14 protein-coding genes and 2 pseudogenes are annotated in these 17,079 nt (G+C 71.6%); 5 read left to right on the forward strand and 11 right to left on the reverse strand.

Annotated elements, in window-relative coordinates; all coding sequences use genetic code 11:
• Window positions 1-43: 43 nt before the first annotated feature.
• Window positions 44-838, reverse strand: coding sequence for a FadR/GntR family transcriptional regulator (locus tag ACJ6WD_RS22980; RefSeq protein WP_275465597.1), 795 nt, complete (start codon window positions 836-838; stop codon window positions 44-46).
• Between the two features lie 182 nt (window positions 839-1,020).
• Here ACJ6WD_RS22980 and ACJ6WD_RS22985 point away from each other — a divergent pair, with 182 nt between their 5' ends.
• The gene (locus ACJ6WD_RS22985) at window positions 1,021-2,418 is read left to right on the forward strand and encodes an MFS transporter (RefSeq protein ID WP_407616419.1); all 1,398 of its coding nucleotides are present in this window, start codon (window positions 1,021-1,023) and stop codon (window positions 2,416-2,418) included.
• 73 nt (window positions 2,419-2,491) lie between these two features.
• Here the strand turns inward: ACJ6WD_RS22985 and ACJ6WD_RS22990 are convergent, their stop codons facing one another.
• The 5 genes and pseudogenes from ACJ6WD_RS22990 to ACJ6WD_RS23010 form a co-directional block, all read right to left on the reverse strand.
• The gene (locus ACJ6WD_RS22990; protein WP_407616420.1) at window positions 2,492-4,147 is read right to left on the reverse strand and encodes an amidase; all 1,656 of its coding nucleotides are present in this window, start codon (window positions 4,145-4,147) and stop codon (window positions 2,492-2,494) included.
• Between the two features lie 423 nt (window positions 4,148-4,570).
• Entirely contained in the window at window positions 4,571-5,281 is a 711-nt protein-coding gene (locus tag ACJ6WD_RS22995) for a TetR family transcriptional regulator (RefSeq protein WP_407616442.1), read from the reverse strand.
• Window positions 5,282-5,393: 112 nt separating this feature from the next.
• A pseudogene (locus ACJ6WD_RS23000) lies at window positions 5,394-5,837 on the reverse strand (thiol-disulfide oxidoreductase DCC family protein); the annotation flags it as partial.
• Window positions 5,834-6,181: pseudogene (locus ACJ6WD_RS23005) on the reverse strand (hypothetical protein); the annotation flags it as partial. The pseudogenes ACJ6WD_RS23005 and ACJ6WD_RS23000, both read right to left, overlap by 4 nt.
• A gap of 31 nt (window positions 6,182-6,212) precedes the next feature.
• Entirely contained in the window at window positions 6,213-7,076 is an 864-nt protein-coding gene (locus tag ACJ6WD_RS23010; protein WP_331247195.1) for a helix-turn-helix transcriptional regulator, read from the reverse strand.
• A 149-nt stretch (window positions 7,077-7,225) separates the two neighbouring features.
• Here ACJ6WD_RS23010 and ACJ6WD_RS23015 point away from each other — a divergent pair, with 149 nt between their 5' ends.
• Window positions 7,226-7,987, forward strand: coding sequence for an SDR family oxidoreductase (locus tag ACJ6WD_RS23015; RefSeq protein WP_233659778.1), 762 nt, complete (start codon window positions 7,226-7,228; stop codon window positions 7,985-7,987).
• On the forward strand, window positions 7,984-8,346 hold the full coding sequence (locus ACJ6WD_RS23020) for a hypothetical protein (protein WP_233659777.1): 363 nt from the start codon (window positions 7,984-7,986) through the stop codon (window positions 8,344-8,346). The genes ACJ6WD_RS23015 and ACJ6WD_RS23020 overlap by 4 nt, the downstream gene beginning before the upstream one ends.
• 258 nt (window positions 8,347-8,604) lie before the next feature.
• Here the strand turns inward: ACJ6WD_RS23020 and ACJ6WD_RS23025 are convergent, their stop codons facing one another.
• Window positions 8,605-9,027, reverse strand: a complete 423-nt coding sequence (locus tag ACJ6WD_RS23025; RefSeq protein ID WP_233659776.1) for an RDD family protein — start codon at window positions 9,025-9,027, stop codon at window positions 8,605-8,607.
• 690 nt (window positions 9,028-9,717) lie between these two features.
• Between ACJ6WD_RS23025 and ACJ6WD_RS23030 the strand changes: the two genes are divergently transcribed.
• On the forward strand, window positions 9,718-10,983 hold the full coding sequence (locus tag ACJ6WD_RS23030) for an MFS transporter (protein ID WP_407616421.1): 1,266 nt from the start codon (window positions 9,718-9,720) through the stop codon (window positions 10,981-10,983).
• Between the two features lie 263 nt (window positions 10,984-11,246).
• Here ACJ6WD_RS23030 and ACJ6WD_RS23035 read toward each other — a convergent pair whose 3' ends face one another.
• Window positions 11,247-11,807: a hypothetical protein gene (locus ACJ6WD_RS23035; protein WP_020929683.1), complete on the reverse strand. Its 561-nt coding sequence runs from the start codon at window positions 11,805-11,807 to the stop codon at window positions 11,247-11,249.
• A gap of 356 nt (window positions 11,808-12,163) precedes the next feature.
• Between ACJ6WD_RS23035 and ACJ6WD_RS23040 the strand changes: the two genes are divergently transcribed.
• Entirely contained in the window at window positions 12,164-12,427 is a 264-nt protein-coding gene (locus ACJ6WD_RS23040; RefSeq protein WP_233659774.1) for a hypothetical protein, read from the forward strand.
• A 235-nt stretch (window positions 12,428-12,662) separates the two neighbouring features.
• On the opposite strand, the gene ACJ6WD_RS23045 is transcribed toward ACJ6WD_RS23040, so the two are convergent.
• The 3 genes from ACJ6WD_RS23045 to ACJ6WD_RS23055 all read right to left on the reverse strand — a co-directional run bounded on the left by ACJ6WD_RS23045 (window position 12,663) and on the right by ACJ6WD_RS23055 (window position 17,012).
• Window positions 12,663-13,829, reverse strand: a complete 1,167-nt coding sequence (locus ACJ6WD_RS23045; RefSeq protein ID WP_331247197.1) for an oxygenase MpaB family protein — start codon at window positions 13,827-13,829, stop codon at window positions 12,663-12,665.
• 617 nt (window positions 13,830-14,446) lie between these two features.
• Window positions 14,447-15,796: an aminotransferase class I/II-fold pyridoxal phosphate-dependent enzyme gene (locus tag ACJ6WD_RS23050; protein WP_407616422.1), complete on the reverse strand. Its 1,350-nt coding sequence runs from the start codon at window positions 15,794-15,796 to the stop codon at window positions 14,447-14,449.
• A gap of 436 nt (window positions 15,797-16,232) precedes the next feature.
• Window positions 16,233-17,012 carry an HAD family hydrolase gene (locus tag ACJ6WD_RS23055; RefSeq protein WP_376556730.1) on the reverse strand — a complete coding sequence of 260 codons (780 nt, stop codon included), beginning with the start codon at window positions 17,010-17,012 and terminating at the stop codon, window positions 16,233-16,235.
• Between the last annotated feature and the right edge of the window lie 67 nt (window positions 17,013-17,079).

Raw genomic sequence — 17,079 nt, forward strand, 5'->3', positions numbered from 1 at the left:
ATGGCCGGGGCCGCGGCGCCTGGCACGGCACCTCGGACACGCCCTAGTCGTGCGCCGCGAACTGGTCCAGGACCGTCAGGAACTGCCGGTGCGCGTCCCGCAGATGGTCCCGCATGGCCGCCTCCGCGGCCGCGCCGTCCCCGGCCAGCACCGCGAACGCGATCGCCTCGTGCTCCTCGCGGAGGGCCAGCCCGAAATCCCGGTCGGTGGGGTAGACCCGGCTCCAGTCCGAGCCCAGCCAGAGCGCGTTGCCGGCGACGAACATCTCGGCCCGCGCCCGGGTCACCGCCTCCGCCAGCACCTCGTTGCCGCCCGCGGACGCCAGTCCGAGGTGGAAGCGGGTGTCGATCCGGTGGTATTCGCCCAGGTCCGTGACCTTGGCATCGAGCAGCGCCAGCAGTTCCCGGCGCGCGGCGCCGCCCCCGCGCTCGGCCGCCAGCCGGGCCGCGTACGGCTCGATGGCCTGCCGGTATTCCATGTAGTCGCGCAGCGACGCCCGGATCCCGGCGGTGACCGCGGCGCGCGCGCTGTCGCCACCGGGCCGGGCCGGGGCGATCCGGGTGCCGCCCGCGCGCCCCAGGGTGGTGTGCACCAGTCCCTCGTCCGCCAGCTCGCGCAGCGCCTGCCGCACGGTGTTGCGCCCCACGCCGAACGCCGCGGCCAACTCCCGCTCCGGCGGCAGCCGGTCGCCCGGGCCGAAGCCGCCGAGCGCGATCCGCTGCCGCAGCGCCTCGGCCACCACCGCCCGCGAGGACTGCTGCCCCGCTCCGTTCAGCCGCTCGCCGTCGCCGCTGCGGGCGGACCCGCCGGAACCCTCGTCATGCACGCCGTCGCTCACACCCCCCAGCCTATTGGACTTCGCGCGGAACCTATTGACAGGCAACCGCCCCCCTCCTACGGTCACCTCATCATTTTTGGATCCCAGGCAAACCCATTGATTGGGCGGCCGGACCGGGTGCACGCCCCGCCGCACCCCGCAGCGGTCCGCCGTTCCGTGGGACCGCCGTGAGGAGCGTCTTCATGAGCACAACCGCAGGTGCCCCGGCGAGCTCCGCCCCGGAGCCGAGCACCAGCGACCCCGGCGCCGACCCCGGCCCCGGCCCCGCACGCCCGTCGAGCCCCTGGAAGATCGCCACCGCCTCGCTGATCGGCACCAGCGTCGAGTGGTACGACTTCGGCATCTACGCCACGGCGTCCGCGCTGGTCTTCCCCGAGCTCTTCTTCCCCGAGATGAACCGCGCCCTGGGCACCCTGATGTCCTTCGCCACGCTGTTCGTCGGCGCGCTGGGCCGCCCGCTCGGCGCGATCGTCTTCGGGCACGTCGGCGACCGGTACGGCCGCAAGAAGGCCCTCGTCTGGTCACTGACCCTGATGGGCGCCGGCACCGTCGGCATCGGCCTGCTCCCCGGCTACCACGCCATGGGGGTGGTGGCCCCGGTCCTGCTGGTGCTGGTCCGGATGACCCAGTCGCTGGCCGTCGGCGGCGAGTGGGGCGGCGCGGTCCTCTTCGCCGTCGAACACGCCCCGCCCCGCCGCAGGGCGTTCTTCGGCTCCTTCCCGCAAGTCGGCGACGGCGTCGGCTACTTCCTCTCCACCGGCGTCTTCGCCGCCGTCGGCCTGCTGGGCCACCGCGCCCTGCTCGACTGGGCCTGGCGGGTCCCCTTCCTGCTCTCCGCCGTGCTGGTCATGGTCGGCCTGCTGATCCGGCGCACGATGGCGGAGTCCCCGGAGTTCGAGGCCGCGCAGGAGGCCGCCGAGGCCGAACGCGACCCGGCCGGCGCCGTCGCGGCCCCCGCCGCCAAGCGCGACACCCCGTTCCTGTCCGTCCTGCGCGACGCCTGGCGGACCTGGCTGCTGGCCTCCGGTGCCTTCCTGATCACCGTCGGCGGCTACTACATCGTGGTCACCTTCATGTCCACCTACGCCGTCGACGACCTGGGGTTCTCCGACTCGCAGGCGGCCGGCGCCGGGACCGCCGCCTCCCTCGTGGTCATCGTCTGCACGCCGCTCGCCGCCCTCGCCGCCGACCGCTTCGGGCTGCGTCGGATCACCCTCATCGGGATCCTGCTCCACGTCGCGGTCGCCTTCCCGATGTTCTGGCTCGCCGAGACCCGTTCCGTCCCGGGCCTCTGGCTCGCCATGTGCCTGCCCATGCTGGCCAGCACCGTCGCCTACGCCGCGATCGGCACGTTGGTGTCCGGATGGTTCACCCCCCGCACCCGCTACACCGGCCTGTCGATGAGCTTCCAGACCGCCGGGCTCGCCGGCACCCTGGCCCCGGCCGCCACCACCTGGCTGTTCACCGCGTCCGGCAACTCCTGGACCCCGGTCGCCCTCGCCTTCGCCGCGATGGCCCTGCTCAGCGCAGTGTGCCTGGTCGCCCAGGGACGGCGGGGCACCCGCGGCGGGGCGGACTGACGCCCGGCACGACGCGACGGAACGGGGCGGTCGGAGCGCGGGAAGTCGCCGCGTCCGCCCGCCCCGCCCGCACTCACCGAGCGGCGCCGCTCCCCGGCCGGTCCCCCGCCGCGGACCCCACCGACGGCAGGTAGCGCGGCGCCCGCCAGGCGTCCAGGCGGTGTTCCACCGCGGCCCCCAGCGACAGGAGCTCGCCGTCCTGGCGGGCGCCGGCCATCAGGAGCAGACCCACGGGGAGTTCGTGCACGAAGCCGGCCGGCACCGACAGCGACGGGTATCCGGCCACGGCCGCGGGCGTGGACGAGGGGATGACGTCGTTGTCGCCCCGCGCGCAGTCGGTCGTCCAGGCGGGCGGGTTGGTCGGCGCGGCGATGGCGTCCAGCCGGTGCGCGGCCATCGTCTCGTCGATGGAGCGCCGCGCGAGGTCCGTCAACTCCGCCCGCTCCGCGCGGTATTGGGGATCGGTGGTGGGCGGGGCGGCGAGCGCCCGTTCGAAGAGTTCCTGGCCGGCGAAGCAGGTGCGTTCGGCCGGGTGGGCGCGGTTGAACGCGATGAGCCCGGCGAGGTCCTGCGGGCCGTCGCGGGTGGGGAGGTAGCCGTCGATGTCCCGGTGGAACTCGCTCAGCAGCGCCGGGAACTCAAGTTCCGCCAGGCGCTTCTGGTACGGCGGCGTCACCTCGACGACCTCGGCGCCCGCGCCGCGCAACCGCTCGGCGGTCCGGGACAGCACGGCGTCCACCTCCGGCCCGAGCGAGGGCAGCCGCCACAGGCCGATCCGCTTGCCGCGCAGACCGTCCGGGCGCAGCAGCCCCGCCGGCAGGCCGCCGGAGCCGTCGGTGCGCACGCCCTGCCCGCCGCTGAGCACCGAGAAGGCGAGCGCGGTGTCGGTCACGTTGCGCGCCATGGGCCCGGCGGTGTCCTGTTCGGCGGAGATCGGGACCACACCGGACTGGCTGACCAGGCCGAGAGTGGGCTTGTGGCCGACCACCCCGTTCATCCCGGCCGGGCACACGATGGAACCGTCCGTCTCCGTCCCGATCGCCACCTGCGCCAACGACGCGGCGAGCGCGGCGGCCGAACCGGCCGAGGAACCGCACGGATTGCGGTCCAGGACGTAGGGGTTGTGGGTCTGGCCGCCCACCGCCGACCACCCCGACGTCGGCTTCTCGGCGCGGAAGTTCGCCCACTCGGAGAGGTTGGTCTTCCCGAGGATCACCGCACCGGCCGCGCGCAGCCGGGTCACCAGGGCGGCGTCGCGGTGCGGCGGACTGCCGGCCAGCGCCAGCGACCCGGCCGTGGTGGGCAGGCCGCGGGTGTCCACGTTGTCCTTGAGCAGGACGGGGATGCCGTCGAGCGGGCCGCGGACGTCGCCGCGCCGGTGCCGGACGTCGCTGGCGGCCGCCTGCCGCAGGGCCGTCGGATCGAGCCGCAGCACGGCGTGGAGGGTGGGGTCGATCGCCGCGATCCGCCGCAGGTAGGCGGCGGTCAGCGCCGACGAGGTCAGGGAACCGTGCGCCATGCGCGCCTGGAGTTCCGGGATGGTCACGGTGTCGAGGTCGACGCCGATGCGCGGGTCGTGGGCGTCGTGGCGGTCGGTGTCGGGGCGGGGCGCCGCCGCCCCGCGGGCTTCCGCGGGGCCCCGACCCGGGTTCGCCGCACCCGCGCACAGGGACCCCACCACCAGGGCACCGATCAGCGTGGCGATGCTCCGCTTCCTCCTGCTCCTCATGGAACCCAGCCGACTACACGCCCGCCCGCCCGCACAAGGGCCTTTCGCGCCGTGCCCGTCGGGTGGGCGGGGGGCGAGGCGTCCGGGCCGGCCGAAGACGGTGCGCAGGACCGCGCGGCAGGCCGGCGGCGCGGCACCGAGTACGACGGCGAGCGGCTCGTGGCCGCCGGTGAACGCGGGCGAACGGGCTTGACGCTGCACCCCGTTGAGACGGCACCGTCCCCGGCGGCGCCCCGTGCGCAACGTCAGCGCCGTGAACGCCCTCAGCACCGTCAGCCCGGTCAGTCCCCCGACCGTCCTGACTGATCGCGTACCGGCCCGGCCGGGAACCGGCCCTCGCCGCCTGCGGTGTGGACCCGTCACGGCACGCCGGGGCGGGCCGCCCGATCCCCCGACGTCCGCCATGGCCGGGTGGCCGCCCGATCACGTCGTCGCCGCGGGTCCCTTCGCCTCCTCGGCCTCCTCGGCCCCCTCGGCCTCCTGCGTGCCCTTCGCCCCCTTGCGGGCGACCGCGGTCTGGGCCATGCCCGGCAGGAAGTCGGTGAACAGTTCGTGCACCTCGTGGACCAGGGGGCGCAGCACCCGGAAGCGGGCCAGCGCCACGCCGCGCGCGGTCAGGCGGGCGCCGCGGCCGGCCAGCCGGCGGCTGCGCTCGCGCTCCGGGGAGCGATCGAAGACCCAGTACAGCACCAGCCCCATCTGCGAGAGCCACATCAGCTCGGGCAGGACCTCGGCGAGTTCCGCCGGCACCTTCGCCTTCGACCCGGCCAGCACCTCGCGGTGCACGTCGATGGCCGCCTGGCGGGCGTGTTCGGACTCGGCGGAGAAGGGGCTGAGCGGGCTTTCCGGGTCCGCGGCGTTCTTGAAGAACTGGGCCGCGAACTCGTGGTACGGCGTGGCGATGTCCAGCCACGCCCGCAGCACCCCGGCCAGCCGCTCCTCCAGGCCCGTCTCCCGGTCCAGCACCTCGCGGACCGCCGCCTGGTGCTCCTGGGCGATCCGGTCGTAGAAGCCCTGGATCAGGTGCTCCTTGCCCGCGAAGTAGTAGTACGCGTTCCCGACGGAGACCCCGGCCTCCTTGGCGATGGCCCGCATCGTGGTCTTGTCGTAGCCCCGCTCCTGGAACAGCCGCATCGCCGTCTCCAGGATCAGGGTGCGGGTCTGCTCGCTCTTGGTGGGTGGGGGCTGGTTCTGTGCTGGCACGGGGAGAGCCTAATCGGGCACCGCGCAGCCACCGCGGCAGCCCCGCGCGGCGGACGACCTGCATGCGGGCCCGTCCCCCGGACCGGGCACCACCGGGTCGACGGGGTGCGGACGGCGGTGCGCGTCCCGGTACCGCGCCGCGGGCCAGACGCTGCCCGGCGCGGGTGCCGAGCCGGTGGGCCAACGGCCGGTACTTCCGGAGCGCCCACAGGCACACCACCCAGGCGGCGGCGCCCCGGTACACCTGGCCGCCGTCCGCCACCACCGTGATCTCCTCCAGGGTGCTGGCGTGGTCCAGCTCCGGCAACCGCTGCCGCGCCTGCTCGGTTCCGGCCGGCACCAGGTCCAGCGGCACCAACTGCCGCTGCCGCACCAGCCAGTCGCGCACGAACGCGCAGAGCGGACAGCGCGCGTCGTACAGGACGGTGAGCCGGCCGACCGGGGCGCCCGCGGCACCCCGGTCCCCGGATACGGAGTGCGCCGTCATGCCTGCGCCGGACCGTAACCCGCGGGCCGGGTGTACGCCTGCGGCGGCACCGGCGGGTTCTGCTCACGGTCCATCAGCCCGCGCCGGCGGAACTTGTTGAGCGCGAAGACGTTGCCGAGGTGCATCAGTCCGAGCACCAGCAGCACGACCCCGAGCCTCTTCGGCAGCGCCTCGAAGACCTGTCGCGCGGTGGCGAGGGTGGCGTCGTCCTGGAGGTACAGCGTGACGAACCCGAGGTTGACGAGGTAGAAGCCGACCACGAGCAGGTGGTTGACGGCGTCCGTCAACTTCTCGTTCCCGCGCGGGACGTCGGCGAGGAAGACCCGGCCGTACCGGCGTACCGAGGACCGCGCCGCACCAGGGCCCGCGCCCCGTTCAGAGAGCCGGCGTCGCCGCCCAACTGGCCAGGAGTTGCAGGCGCTCCGCCGTCCGCGAACCCGGCTCCGCCGTGTAGACCACCAACAGCTGACCCGCCTCCCCCGGCACGGCCAACGTCTCGTACGGCAGCTCCAGTTCGCCCACCACGGGATGGTGAAGGCGCTTGACGCCGTAGCTCTTCTCCCTGACCTGGTGGTCCGCCCACAGCCGGCGGAAATCCTCGCTTCGCAACGACAACTCGCCGACGAGCGTCGTCAGTTGGACGTCGTGCGGGTGCTGTCCCGCGTCCAGTCGCAGATGGGCGACCGTCTCCGCGGCGACCGCCGCCCAGTCGGGGTACAGCTCACGGGCCCGGGGGTCGAGGAACACCTGCCGCGGCATGTTGCGGTCCTCGGGCGCCATCCGCGAGAAGCCCACCACGGCGTCGCCCAGGTCGTTCCACGCGAGCACGTCCATCCGGCGGCCGAGCACGAACGCCGGCGCCCTGTCGACGGTGTCCAGGAGCAGGCGCAGGCCGGGACGGACCTGCTGGGGCGCGGCGCCGCCGGCGGGCGCACGGCGGGCGGCGGCGCGCCCGGCGGCGGGCCTCGCCACCCGCCGCAGGTACTCCTGCTCGGTGTCGTCGAGCCGCAGCACCCGCCCGACGGCGTCGAGGACGGCGTCCGAGACGGAGGGGCCGCGGCCCTGTTCGAGACGGATGTAGTAGTCGACGCTGACGCCCGCGAGTTGGGCGACCTCCTCCCGGCGCAGGCCCGGCACCCGCCGCCGGCCGTGCCCCGGCAACCCGACCTCCTCGGGCTGGATGCGAGCGCGCCGCGAGCGCAGGAAGTCGCCGAGTTCCCGGCCTATGGGTGTGTCCATGCCGCCGATCCTAGGCTCCGGCGCGCCGTCGATCCTGGTACTGCCGGACCCAGGAAAACGGCCACCCTGGGTAAGCCCGGCCACCGGGCCCAGAGTGGGTGACGTCGCCGGGAGACGCCCGGCCACGCCACCCAGCACCAGGAGTTCCCATGTCGTACACCACCCTCGCCGGTCGCACCGCCGTCATCACCGGAGCCGCCAGCGGCATGGGCGAGGCCACCGCGCGGACGCTCGCCGCGCACGGCGTGCGGGTGGCGCTGCTCGCCCGCCGGGCCGACCGGCTGACCGCACTGGCCACCCGGATCGAAGCGGACGGCGGGCAGGCCCTCGCGGTCCCCGCCGACGTCACCGACGCGGCCTCCGTGGACGCGGCGGCGGAGCGGATCCACACCGCGTACGGGGCGGTCGACCTGGTCGTCAACGCGGCCGGCGTGATGCTGCCCAACCCCGTCACCGACGGCCGCGCCGACGAGTGGCAGCGCATGCTCGACACGAACGTCGCCGGCGCCCTGCGCGTCATCCGCGCCTTCACCCCGGACCTGATCGCGGCGGCCGCGGCGGGTCGGACCGCGGACCTCGTGAACCTCTCGTCCATCGGCGCCCACATCGCCTTCCCCCACTACGCGGTCTACGGCGCGACGAAGGCCGCACTCACGTACCTCTCCCAGTCCCTGCGCACCGAGTTGGGCCCCCGCGACGTGCGCGTCACCAACATCGAGCCCGGCCTGACCGACACCGAACTGGGCGGCCACATCGACAACGCCGAACTCGCCACCCAACTGGACGGCATGTTCGACGCCCTGATCGGCCTCTCCCCCGACGACGTCGCAGACCTGATCGCCTACGCCACGAGCCGCGCCCGCCACGTCAACCTGCGCCAGGCCGTCGTACTGCCGACGCGACAGGCATGACCCGTCCGACGATACGGGCGGCCGACATCGACACGGACCGGCAGGAACGGCCGGGCCGCCCCGCGTTGCCCCCACCCACCCCAGTGGGGTTCGCCGGCACGAGCGCGGTCTACGCGCGACGGGCTTCCGTCCGCATGCCGCTGACCAGCAAGCAGGCGCTCCTCGCGCTGGCGTTCGGACTGGCCCTGGTGGCGGCGTTCCGCCTGCTGTCGGGCGCCGCGGAGGCCGGGGGCGTGCCCGCACCGCACGCGGTGGTCTCCGCAGTGCTGTGCCTGGCGGGCGCGGTCGTCACAGACAGGTGGCGGGCCGTCGCCGTGGCCCGGGCACAGGACAAGAAGGCGGAGGCCACAGCGCGCTGATGGATGAAGACTTCAACGAGTTCCTGGACGGCCACGGCAGATGACGTCCGCGCTCTGAGGACAACCGGACCTCTTCGGGGCGTTGTTCTGCTACCGCTTGAAGCTGGCCTCCGGTGCGGCGCAGGTCGGCTCCGTCCCGTCCGGGCGGACAGGCGGAGCCACCCGGTGCCGACGGGACTGGTCCGGCATCGGCCGATGCACCGAGATGGCCTTCATGGGCCGACGCACCTCAGACCGGGCTGTACCGGGGCCGGCGCGTCATCGCCAGCGGCGTTTGACAACCGCGGTGTTGGCGGCCTTGTCGTGCATGCACTGTCGAAAGGGCTCGTTCCAGATGCACGACAACACGTTGATCAGGCCCAGAATCGGCACCATGCCGATCCCGAGATAGGCCAGCCACCGGCCCAGGGCGCGACCGAAGCCGAGCTTGTCACCGGTTTCGACGCGCACGACGCGCAGACCGCAGATGGCCTTGCCGATGGTGCCGCCCATCGCCATCGTCAGCGGTTCGAAGAAGAGTCCGACGAGCAGCGTCCAGGCGAAGAGGCCGAGAACCACGGGCACCCCTCGGTCGTCACCGGACTTGAGCGTGCTGTACATCCAGATGTTCGCGGGTACCCAGGCGCCGGCGATCAACACGACGATGATGAGGTAGTCGATGAAGCGGGCGAGCAGACGCATGCCTGGAACCGCGAGCGCCTGCGGGGGTGGGCCCTGTGGCCTGCCCATCTGCGGATGCATGAGCTGCGGCGGCGCCCCGTAAGGCGGCACTGGGGACTGCGGCGGATAAGGCTGAGGCGGGACGCCCTGCGGTTGACCGTACTGCGGTTGCGCGGGACCGAAGCCGGGGCCGGGCTGGTTGGAGGGCGGTGGCGACTGAAAGCTACTCACAGAAGGTGATCCAAACCGATGCCGCGGCACAACGACAACCCGGGGATGCACGAACAGGGCCATACCACCCACCAGTTGCCCTACACGGAACGAACGGAACGAGAGGACGGTCAGCCGTCGCTGCGGTCCCGGTCCTTTCGACGCTCCAGGCCGTTGACCACGAGATGAGCCAGGGCGATCAGCAACGTGACCAACAGGGCTGACAGGGCTGGCAGCAAGGGATGTTGAACGCAGACCACAGGGCGGGAACACCACCGGCACCGCCCAGGCAAGTGGTCCAGTCCCCTCGCTGACCTGACCGACGACCTTCCCAACCCACGAGCCGCCGTCGCCCAAACCGCCCACAACCAGCTTTCGGCAGCAACGCCGAGCTGCGAGCGGCGGGTCAAGGGACGCCCCAGACCATGCGGAGGTCCCCGGAAGGCTCACTGCTAGCCTGCTTCGCATGATGGGGAAGGGTCCAAGGAGCGGGCATCCGGCTTGATAGCACCCAACGGTCCGCAACGCGCCCTCATCAGCTCCAGCTTCGTCAGTCGGGTGGGCAACGGGCTGTTCAACACCGCTTCGGTGCTCTACTTCACGCTGGTGGTGCACCTGCCCGCCGCAGAGGTCGGCGTCGGCCTCACCATCGCCGGGCTGACCGGACTGCTGGCCGGGATCCCGGCAGGCAATCTGGCCGACCGGTACGGACCGCGCACGGTCTGGTTGACGACCCTCGCGCTGCAGGCCGCGACGATGGCCGCGTTCGTCTTCATCCACAGCTGGGGCACGTTCACCCTCCTCGCCACCCTGGACCGACTGGCGGCAACGGCGAGCGGCGCCGCGGGCGGTGCGCTCATCGCCCGCGCCGGCGGTGAACGCCCGGCCGCGTTCAGGGCGAAACTCCGCACGTTCGTCAACCTCGGCGTGGTCCTGGGCACCCTCGGCGCCGCCTTCGCCGTCTCGATCGGCACCCGCCCCGCGTACACCGCGCTCATCCTCGCCAACGCCGCCAGCTTCGCCTGCGCCGGCCTGATCGCCCTGATCGGTGTCCCGAACTACCCGCCCCTGCCCAAGCCCGAGGAGCACCACGGCTGGGCCGTCCTGACCGACCGGCCGTTCGTGTCCTTCGTCGCGCTCTACGGCGCCATGGGCCTGCAATACCAGGCGGTCTCCCTGCTGTTGCCGATCTGGCTCTCCGCGCACACCGACGCGCCCCGCTGGACCGTGGCGGCGGTCTACGCGGTCAACAGCGGGGTCTGCGTGCTGCTCCAAAGCAGGATCGGCTCGCGGGTGGAGACACCGCGCCAGGGCGGCCGGGCGTTCCGCCTCGCCGGGCTGCTCTTCTTGGTCAGCTGCCCATTGATGGCCCTGACCGCAGACGTTCCGGCCTGGATCGCGCCGGGGCTCGCCATCCTCGCCATCTGCGTGCACAGTCTCGGAGAGGTGTGGGAGTCGTCGGCCGGCTTCGCGCTCGGATTCGGCCTCGCCCCCGACCACGCCCAGGGGCAGTACCAGGGACTCTTCGGCATCGGCTTCGACGCCGGACAGGCACTGGCCCCGGTGATCCTCACCGCGGAGGTCCTGGAACTCGGACACGCGGGCTGGCTGCTGCTCGGCGCGTTCTTCGCGGCTCTGGGAGCGGCCGGCCCACTGGTGGCCGCGTGGGCGGAGCGAACCCGGCCCACCAGCCAGGACCCGGCCTCCGCTACGCCTGGCCGGTCAGGCGAAACCCCGCTGCTCGACGCCGACCAGGGTCCGTCATGAGGAACACGAGCGCATCGACCTCGGCAACCCCAGTGCGCCGCAGCATCAGCCAGTGCAGCCCGTGCCCGCCCGAACGTCGACAATGCCTCGCGGACAGAGCGGGCGGAAGCGGTGTGTCCGCGGCCCGAGGAAAGGCGTCCACCAACCGGTGGGATATGCAGGTGCACGGCCTGCCGAGCGCTCCATGAAAGGGGTCCCTTCCTCAGCGAGGAAGGGACCCCTTTCAGCACGTCAGGCTGGCAACCGCCGCTGCACGCGGGCTCTCACTTGGTGCACATGGCGTAGGCCTTGGCCCGGCCTCCGTCCATGCGGACGGCCCAGGTGTTCGCCTTCCAGGAGGAGGGGGCGTTGGCGTTGACGGCGTCGGCGATGGCGCCGTTGCCGGTGTGGACGGGCTGTGAGTCGTATCCGCCGCCGGCCAGCGTGGTGCCCTCCGGACACGTGGCGTACACGGTCTCGGCGGGGCCCGACCAGTCGGAGGTGACGACGACGGGCGCCTGGTGGGAGTCCTTGCTGCACATGGCATACGCGTTGGCGGTGCCGTCGTCCATGCGCACGGCCCAGGTGTTGGGCTTCGACGCGGAGGGGGCGTTGGCGTTGACCGCGTCGGCGTTCGCCCCGTTGCCGAGGTGCACCGGCTTGGAGTCGTAGCCACCGCCCACCAACGTGGTGCCTGCCGGGCAGGTCGCGTAGGCGGTCTGCGCCCGCCCGGACCAGCCCGAGGTGACGATCACCGGCGCGTCAGCCGCAGCGGTCGCGCCCACTCCCGGTGCGGCGAGCAGTGAACCGACAGAAGTGACCGCGGCGGCGGACGCAAGCGTCACACAACGCATGAATCGGCGAGACATCGGAAGCCCTTCCTTCACAAGGAACCAGCGAACTCCCCTTGTCTATAAGGAGTTTGAGGACTCCGAGCCGATATCCAACCATCTACCCCAAAAGGGTGAACCAAGCCCTCGCTCACAGGCGGCTCCGCGCCCCACGACCTGCGACACCGACACTCTCGAACTCACTGACAGGGCCGGTCCCGAAGGTCACGCCGCCAACCTCTTCGTCCGTGACATCGGCGGTCAGCCGGCAGAAGTAGCCGCGGCTCCGAACGCCGGCCGTTCGTCGCATCTCCGACCGTCCACAGCGTGTCCGCGTCCGCGACGACTCCCCGCGCGGCAGGATCCCCCCCATGTCGTACTCCTACGACCCACCCGAGCCGTCCCTCGACAACCTCATGGCCGACGCCCTCGACGAGCTGGAGGAACAGGCCGGTGGCAACCCCGTTCTCGCCGCCGCCGAGTTCCTGCACCGGGCGTTGGTGCTGCACGACCAGCGTCACCAGATCGGCGCGGACGGCCAGGAGGTGGTGCTGAGGATGCCGACCCAGACCACGCTGGCGCTGGCGCTGCTGCTGAAGGATGCGTGGCGGGAGGGGCAGGCGCGTCCGGACTGACCTGCGCGCGGTTCCTGTCCAGGCCTGGCAGGACGAGCTGACCGGGTGCTGGCAGGCTGCGCAGCCGGACGGGCCACCGCGTCCGCGCCGGTCCCCGAGCCGTCCGCGGCCGCCGTGGCGTACGCCACGGCGGCGTCGGTGGTCGCCTGTGTGGGCTCACGATGCTGCTACAGACATGCCGAGAAGGAGACTTGATCGGCTTTGCCGTCGCGCCCGGTGCGGCTCGGCCGCGTTGTCAGCGGTCGTCGTGCAGGTCCTGGTGCATCTGGGGCTGGTCGTCCTTGTCGTGGGTGAGGGCGTAGAGCTCCACCTGGTTGAACGCCTTCGACGCCACGCCGAGGATCTCGTCGTACGGATTGACGCCGACGACCTTCTTCGCGCCGCCGCCGCCGAGCCCGCCGACCGTGCTGCTGAAGAGGTCGTGCATGGCGGCGGCGGGCTTGGCCACCAGGTCCACGGCGCTCTTCGGGATCCCGGCCATGTCCGCGTACCTGTCCGTGAAGGCCGCGCGGACCATGGCGAGGAACGGCTCGTAGAACGGCGGCGGGACCATCTGTTCCCGGTGGAACTTCAAGGCCTGCTGCGTCATGGCAGTGCAGTCCTCACTCGCCCGCCACTCGTTCTCCCGCTCGGCGCTCCAGATCCGGTCGACGAGGTCGACGTCCTTGGGGATCAGCCACTTCTCGGGAGTACCGAGGTAGTGGTTGATGTAGTGCCAGGCCGCCACGAACCCCTGCGCGTCCTCCTTGGCCACGTGGACGCCGAGGTTCTTCATCGCCTGGAGGATCTGCACGCTGAAGACGCAGATGGCGCCGGTGACGTACTTCTGCGAGACCGGCTCGCCCCACCTCGCGTAGTCCCACTGCCCGCTCTTCTTGTGCAACTGGCGGACGGAGGCGTGGACCAGCCGCACCTTGGTGACGGTCGCCGCCAGGGTGCCGTTGCGCAGGGCGTCCTTGTCGCCCATGCCGATGAACAGACGCGAGGACTGCGACAGCCGTCGGCCCGGACCGTCCGCACCGCCCAGCCGCCCGGTCGAACGCAGGGTGAAGGCTCCGGTCGGGGACAGGTACGTGCCGATCAGCCCGACGGTGCCCTGCAACATGGAGGCCACCCCGTGGTGGTGGGCGAAGAAGCCCTCCGCCGCCTCGACATCGGCCCCGCCCCAGCCCGGCGGCTCCTCGGAGGCGTCATGCAGGAACTGCGCCAGCCGCTCGGGAAGGCCGGAAAGCTCGTCCATGGGCATGTGCGGCTTGAGCGTCCCGATGGTGCGGAAGAGACCGTTGACACCGTCGACTTCGCGGTTGTCGATGAGGTCGGACACCAGCGCGTCCGCGGCCGGATCACCCTCCTGGTTCGCGGCCTCCAGCTCGGCGTGCACCGTCTCCGCAGTCAAAGCCACAGCGTTGCTCCTCTTCCTTCGTGGTCACTGGGTGTTTCACGGCAGGCCAAAGCGCCCGGCGCCGACCCGGTGGGCGACGACACGGCCGACAGGAGACCCGCCGCGCCCCACCGCGGAATCCTCCCCGATACCCTGCGTGGTGCTGTGGTCACGAAAGAGTGAGGCAGGCGCATGCAGGGGCGCAACGAGGGCGCACGGCGAGCAACGCGTCAGCGCGCGTGGCACGAAGCAGAGGGCGTTTCATGACGCCCAGTCAGGTCCCGGTGGACCATGGCGACCCCAGGAGAGCCACTCCGGCGATCACTGGAGCTGTCACGGACTCAGAAGCCAGTGCCATTGGAGCGGCGGCCGGAATGTGGCGGCTGGTCCGGGTACTGCTTCGGTTTGACAAGCAGCGCCGACTGGGCCGCTGACCGCGGGACTTCTCCTCACGACCGGTGGCCTGCCGAGGCGGGGATCGTGAGGAGAAGACTGGTGCCGGATCGGGGGGGGAAGACCACGATCACCCCCGGCCCAGGCGGTGCACGGCCGTGCGATGCGACGAGACCTTGAGTGGTGCTCCCGCTGCGCTGCATCGAACGCAACGGGTCCGGAGGCATCCGAAGCACCCCCTCTCATCAGGCTGGACGGGTGGCGCTCAGGTCCGTACGGAGAACGGCGGCTATGTCCGCGGCCAGCCCCGGGATCTCGTCGAGCCCCAGCGTCGAAACGGTGAGACGAAGGCCCGAGCGGGAACCCAAGCAGAAGCGAGAACCGGGCGCGACCGCCCACCCGCGCCTCAACAGCCCCACCACCGCCGGGGTTTCGTCCGGTACCGGAATCCACACGTTGAAGCCGCTGCGGCCATACGCCTGGACTCCCCGCTCGGCCAGGGCAAGGATCAGTGCCCTCCGACGCTCTCCATAGAATCCGGCCACCCGCTTGCGGTCCACCGCCTCGCTGTTCCACAGCTGCGCGACGGCCCGCTGGAGCACGTGACTCACCCAGCCAGCCCCGAGGCGCTGCCTGCCCCGGACCCGGTCCACGGTGTCAGCGTCGCCCGTCAGCACCGCCAACCGCATGTCAGGCCCGAAGGCTTTGGTCACCGACCGGATCACCGTCCAGTGCTCGGTCACTGGTCGCCCGACAGCAGCGCAGAGCGAGTGGTACGGCACGTCAGCGATCGCGTGGCCGAAGTCGTCCTCGATCACCAGCACATCGGGACGAAGCCGCAGCACCTCCCGCAGCTCAGCCGCCCGGTGCGACCCTAACGCCGCCCCTGTGGGGTTCTGCGCACGTGACGTAACGACGAGGGCGACGGCTCCGGCCGCCAGCGCGCGCTCGACATCGTCGAGACGGGGCCCGTCGTCGTCGACCTCGACGCCCACGGCGTTCAGCCCCAACGCAGGCAGGAGGTCCAGCAGGCTGGTCCACCCCGGATCCTCCACAGCCACCAGATCGCCGGGGCGTAGCCGAGCTTGCAGGACGCGTTCGATGGCGTCGAGCGCACCGGATGTGACGGCGATCTGCCCCGGCGGCACACCGTCTGCGCGGAACTCTCGCCGGGCAAGATCCATCAACTGTTCGTCCGCGGACGCCCTTCCGTAGAGAACAGGGTCACGGTCCTGCTCGGCAGCCGCATGCCGCAGTGCCTCGGCCAGCGAGGGCAACTGCTCCGTCGAGGGGTTCCCGTGCGACAGGTCATGTGCATCGCCGGGAACATCGAGCCGGACCTGATGGCGTGCCGTATGGGCCGGCCGCGGCAGCACACGGCTGCCGCGGCGGCCGCCGGTCTCGATGACGCCTCGTTCGCGCAGGAGGCGGTACGCGGAGGCAACCGTATTGGGGTTGACCCCGAGTTCCGCGGCCAGGTCCCTAAGGGGAGGGAGAGCACTCCCCGGAGCAAGTGCACCGGCCGTCACAGCCTTTTCCACGCTGCTCACGATCTCGACGGCCCGCCGACCCCGAATGCGGTATTTCTCTGACATGATGAACATTCTGCACGATCGAGCCCCGCGCGGCAGCAGCTCACGGGGTCGTAGACAGAAAGACTTCTCGCTCCGACACGACTGGAGTTCATCAAATACGCAGTCGGCAGACCCTTGGTGGACCCCGTACAGGGATGGCGTTGCAGGGGCTCAGATGCGGAGCCGGCCTGCCCGTATATCCTGCCCGAGCTGATTACCCTTGCCGCCGATAACCTCGCGCCCGGAGTCTCACGCCACCACGGTTAATTCGCTCCCTCACAGGCAAAGATTTCACAGCGAATTCCCGTGTGTTCGAATCGCGTGGTATCGAAAAACATTCCTGCGAAATCGCCCTATTTTGCCATGCCGGTTTCCCGCGGTCGGTCGGCGCCCCGCGTCGGCCATCAGGGCGCGGGAGCAGTCAACGCCGCCTGCCTGTGTACGTACGGGGCAAGGTTCAGTGCGTGAGGGCGGCCAGGCTCGTGACGACCGCGATGCCTGCGGGGGCGGGTGCTCCGTCGGGGGTCTCCCTGCGGAGCCAGACCGCCGTCAGACCGGCACGTTGCGCACCGATGGCGTCGTTGTCGAGGCTGTCGCCGATGTGCACCGTCCGCTCGGGCGGGGTGCCGAGTCGGTCACAGGCCAGGAAGAAGGACTCCGGGGAGGGTTTCGCCAGACCTGACTCACCCGAGACGGTGATCGCGTCAAGCCACGGACTCAGGCCCAACCCTGCGATGCGGCGCCGCTGTTGGCGCCCGTCGGAGTTGGAGAGGACCCCCACCCGGTATCCGGCGGCGCGCACGCGCCGAACGAAGGGAAGGACGTCGGGGTAGAGCCGAAGCCGGGATTCCACGGCCTGTTTGCGTCGCGCGTCAAGCTCGTCGAGACCGGCGGTGCCGGGAACGGGGCGGCCGAGCAGGGTGAGCATCTCGGCGAGACGGTTCCGCTCAAGGGCCTGGTAGCTCAGCTGTCCGGAGGTGAATTGCGGATACCAGTGGTCGGTCAGCGCCATCCACGTCGTGAAATCGGCCTCCGGGCCCAGCACTTCGGCCAGCGCGGCGGGACTCGCCCCGCTGAAGTCGACGAGAGTGTCATCCATGTCCAGCAGAACCCCGGCGGGTCCGGCTGTCCGATCGGGCAGCCGGACCGCGCCGGAGCGCGCGGCCGATCTGGGCGTGGTGTGTACGGCGGCGGACGAGGGCGAGCCGGCAGTGCGCCCTTCTCGTTCAGTGCGCAACGGGCACGAGCGTGGATGCGGTCAAGGATCCTGTCTTTCGCTGGAGTTGGCCGGTGCGGTGTGTCCA

Source organism: Streptomyces sp. VTCC 41912 (assembly GCF_045799175.1).
GTDB lineage: Bacteria > Actinomycetota > Actinomycetes > Streptomycetales > Streptomycetaceae > Streptomyces > Streptomyces albulus_C.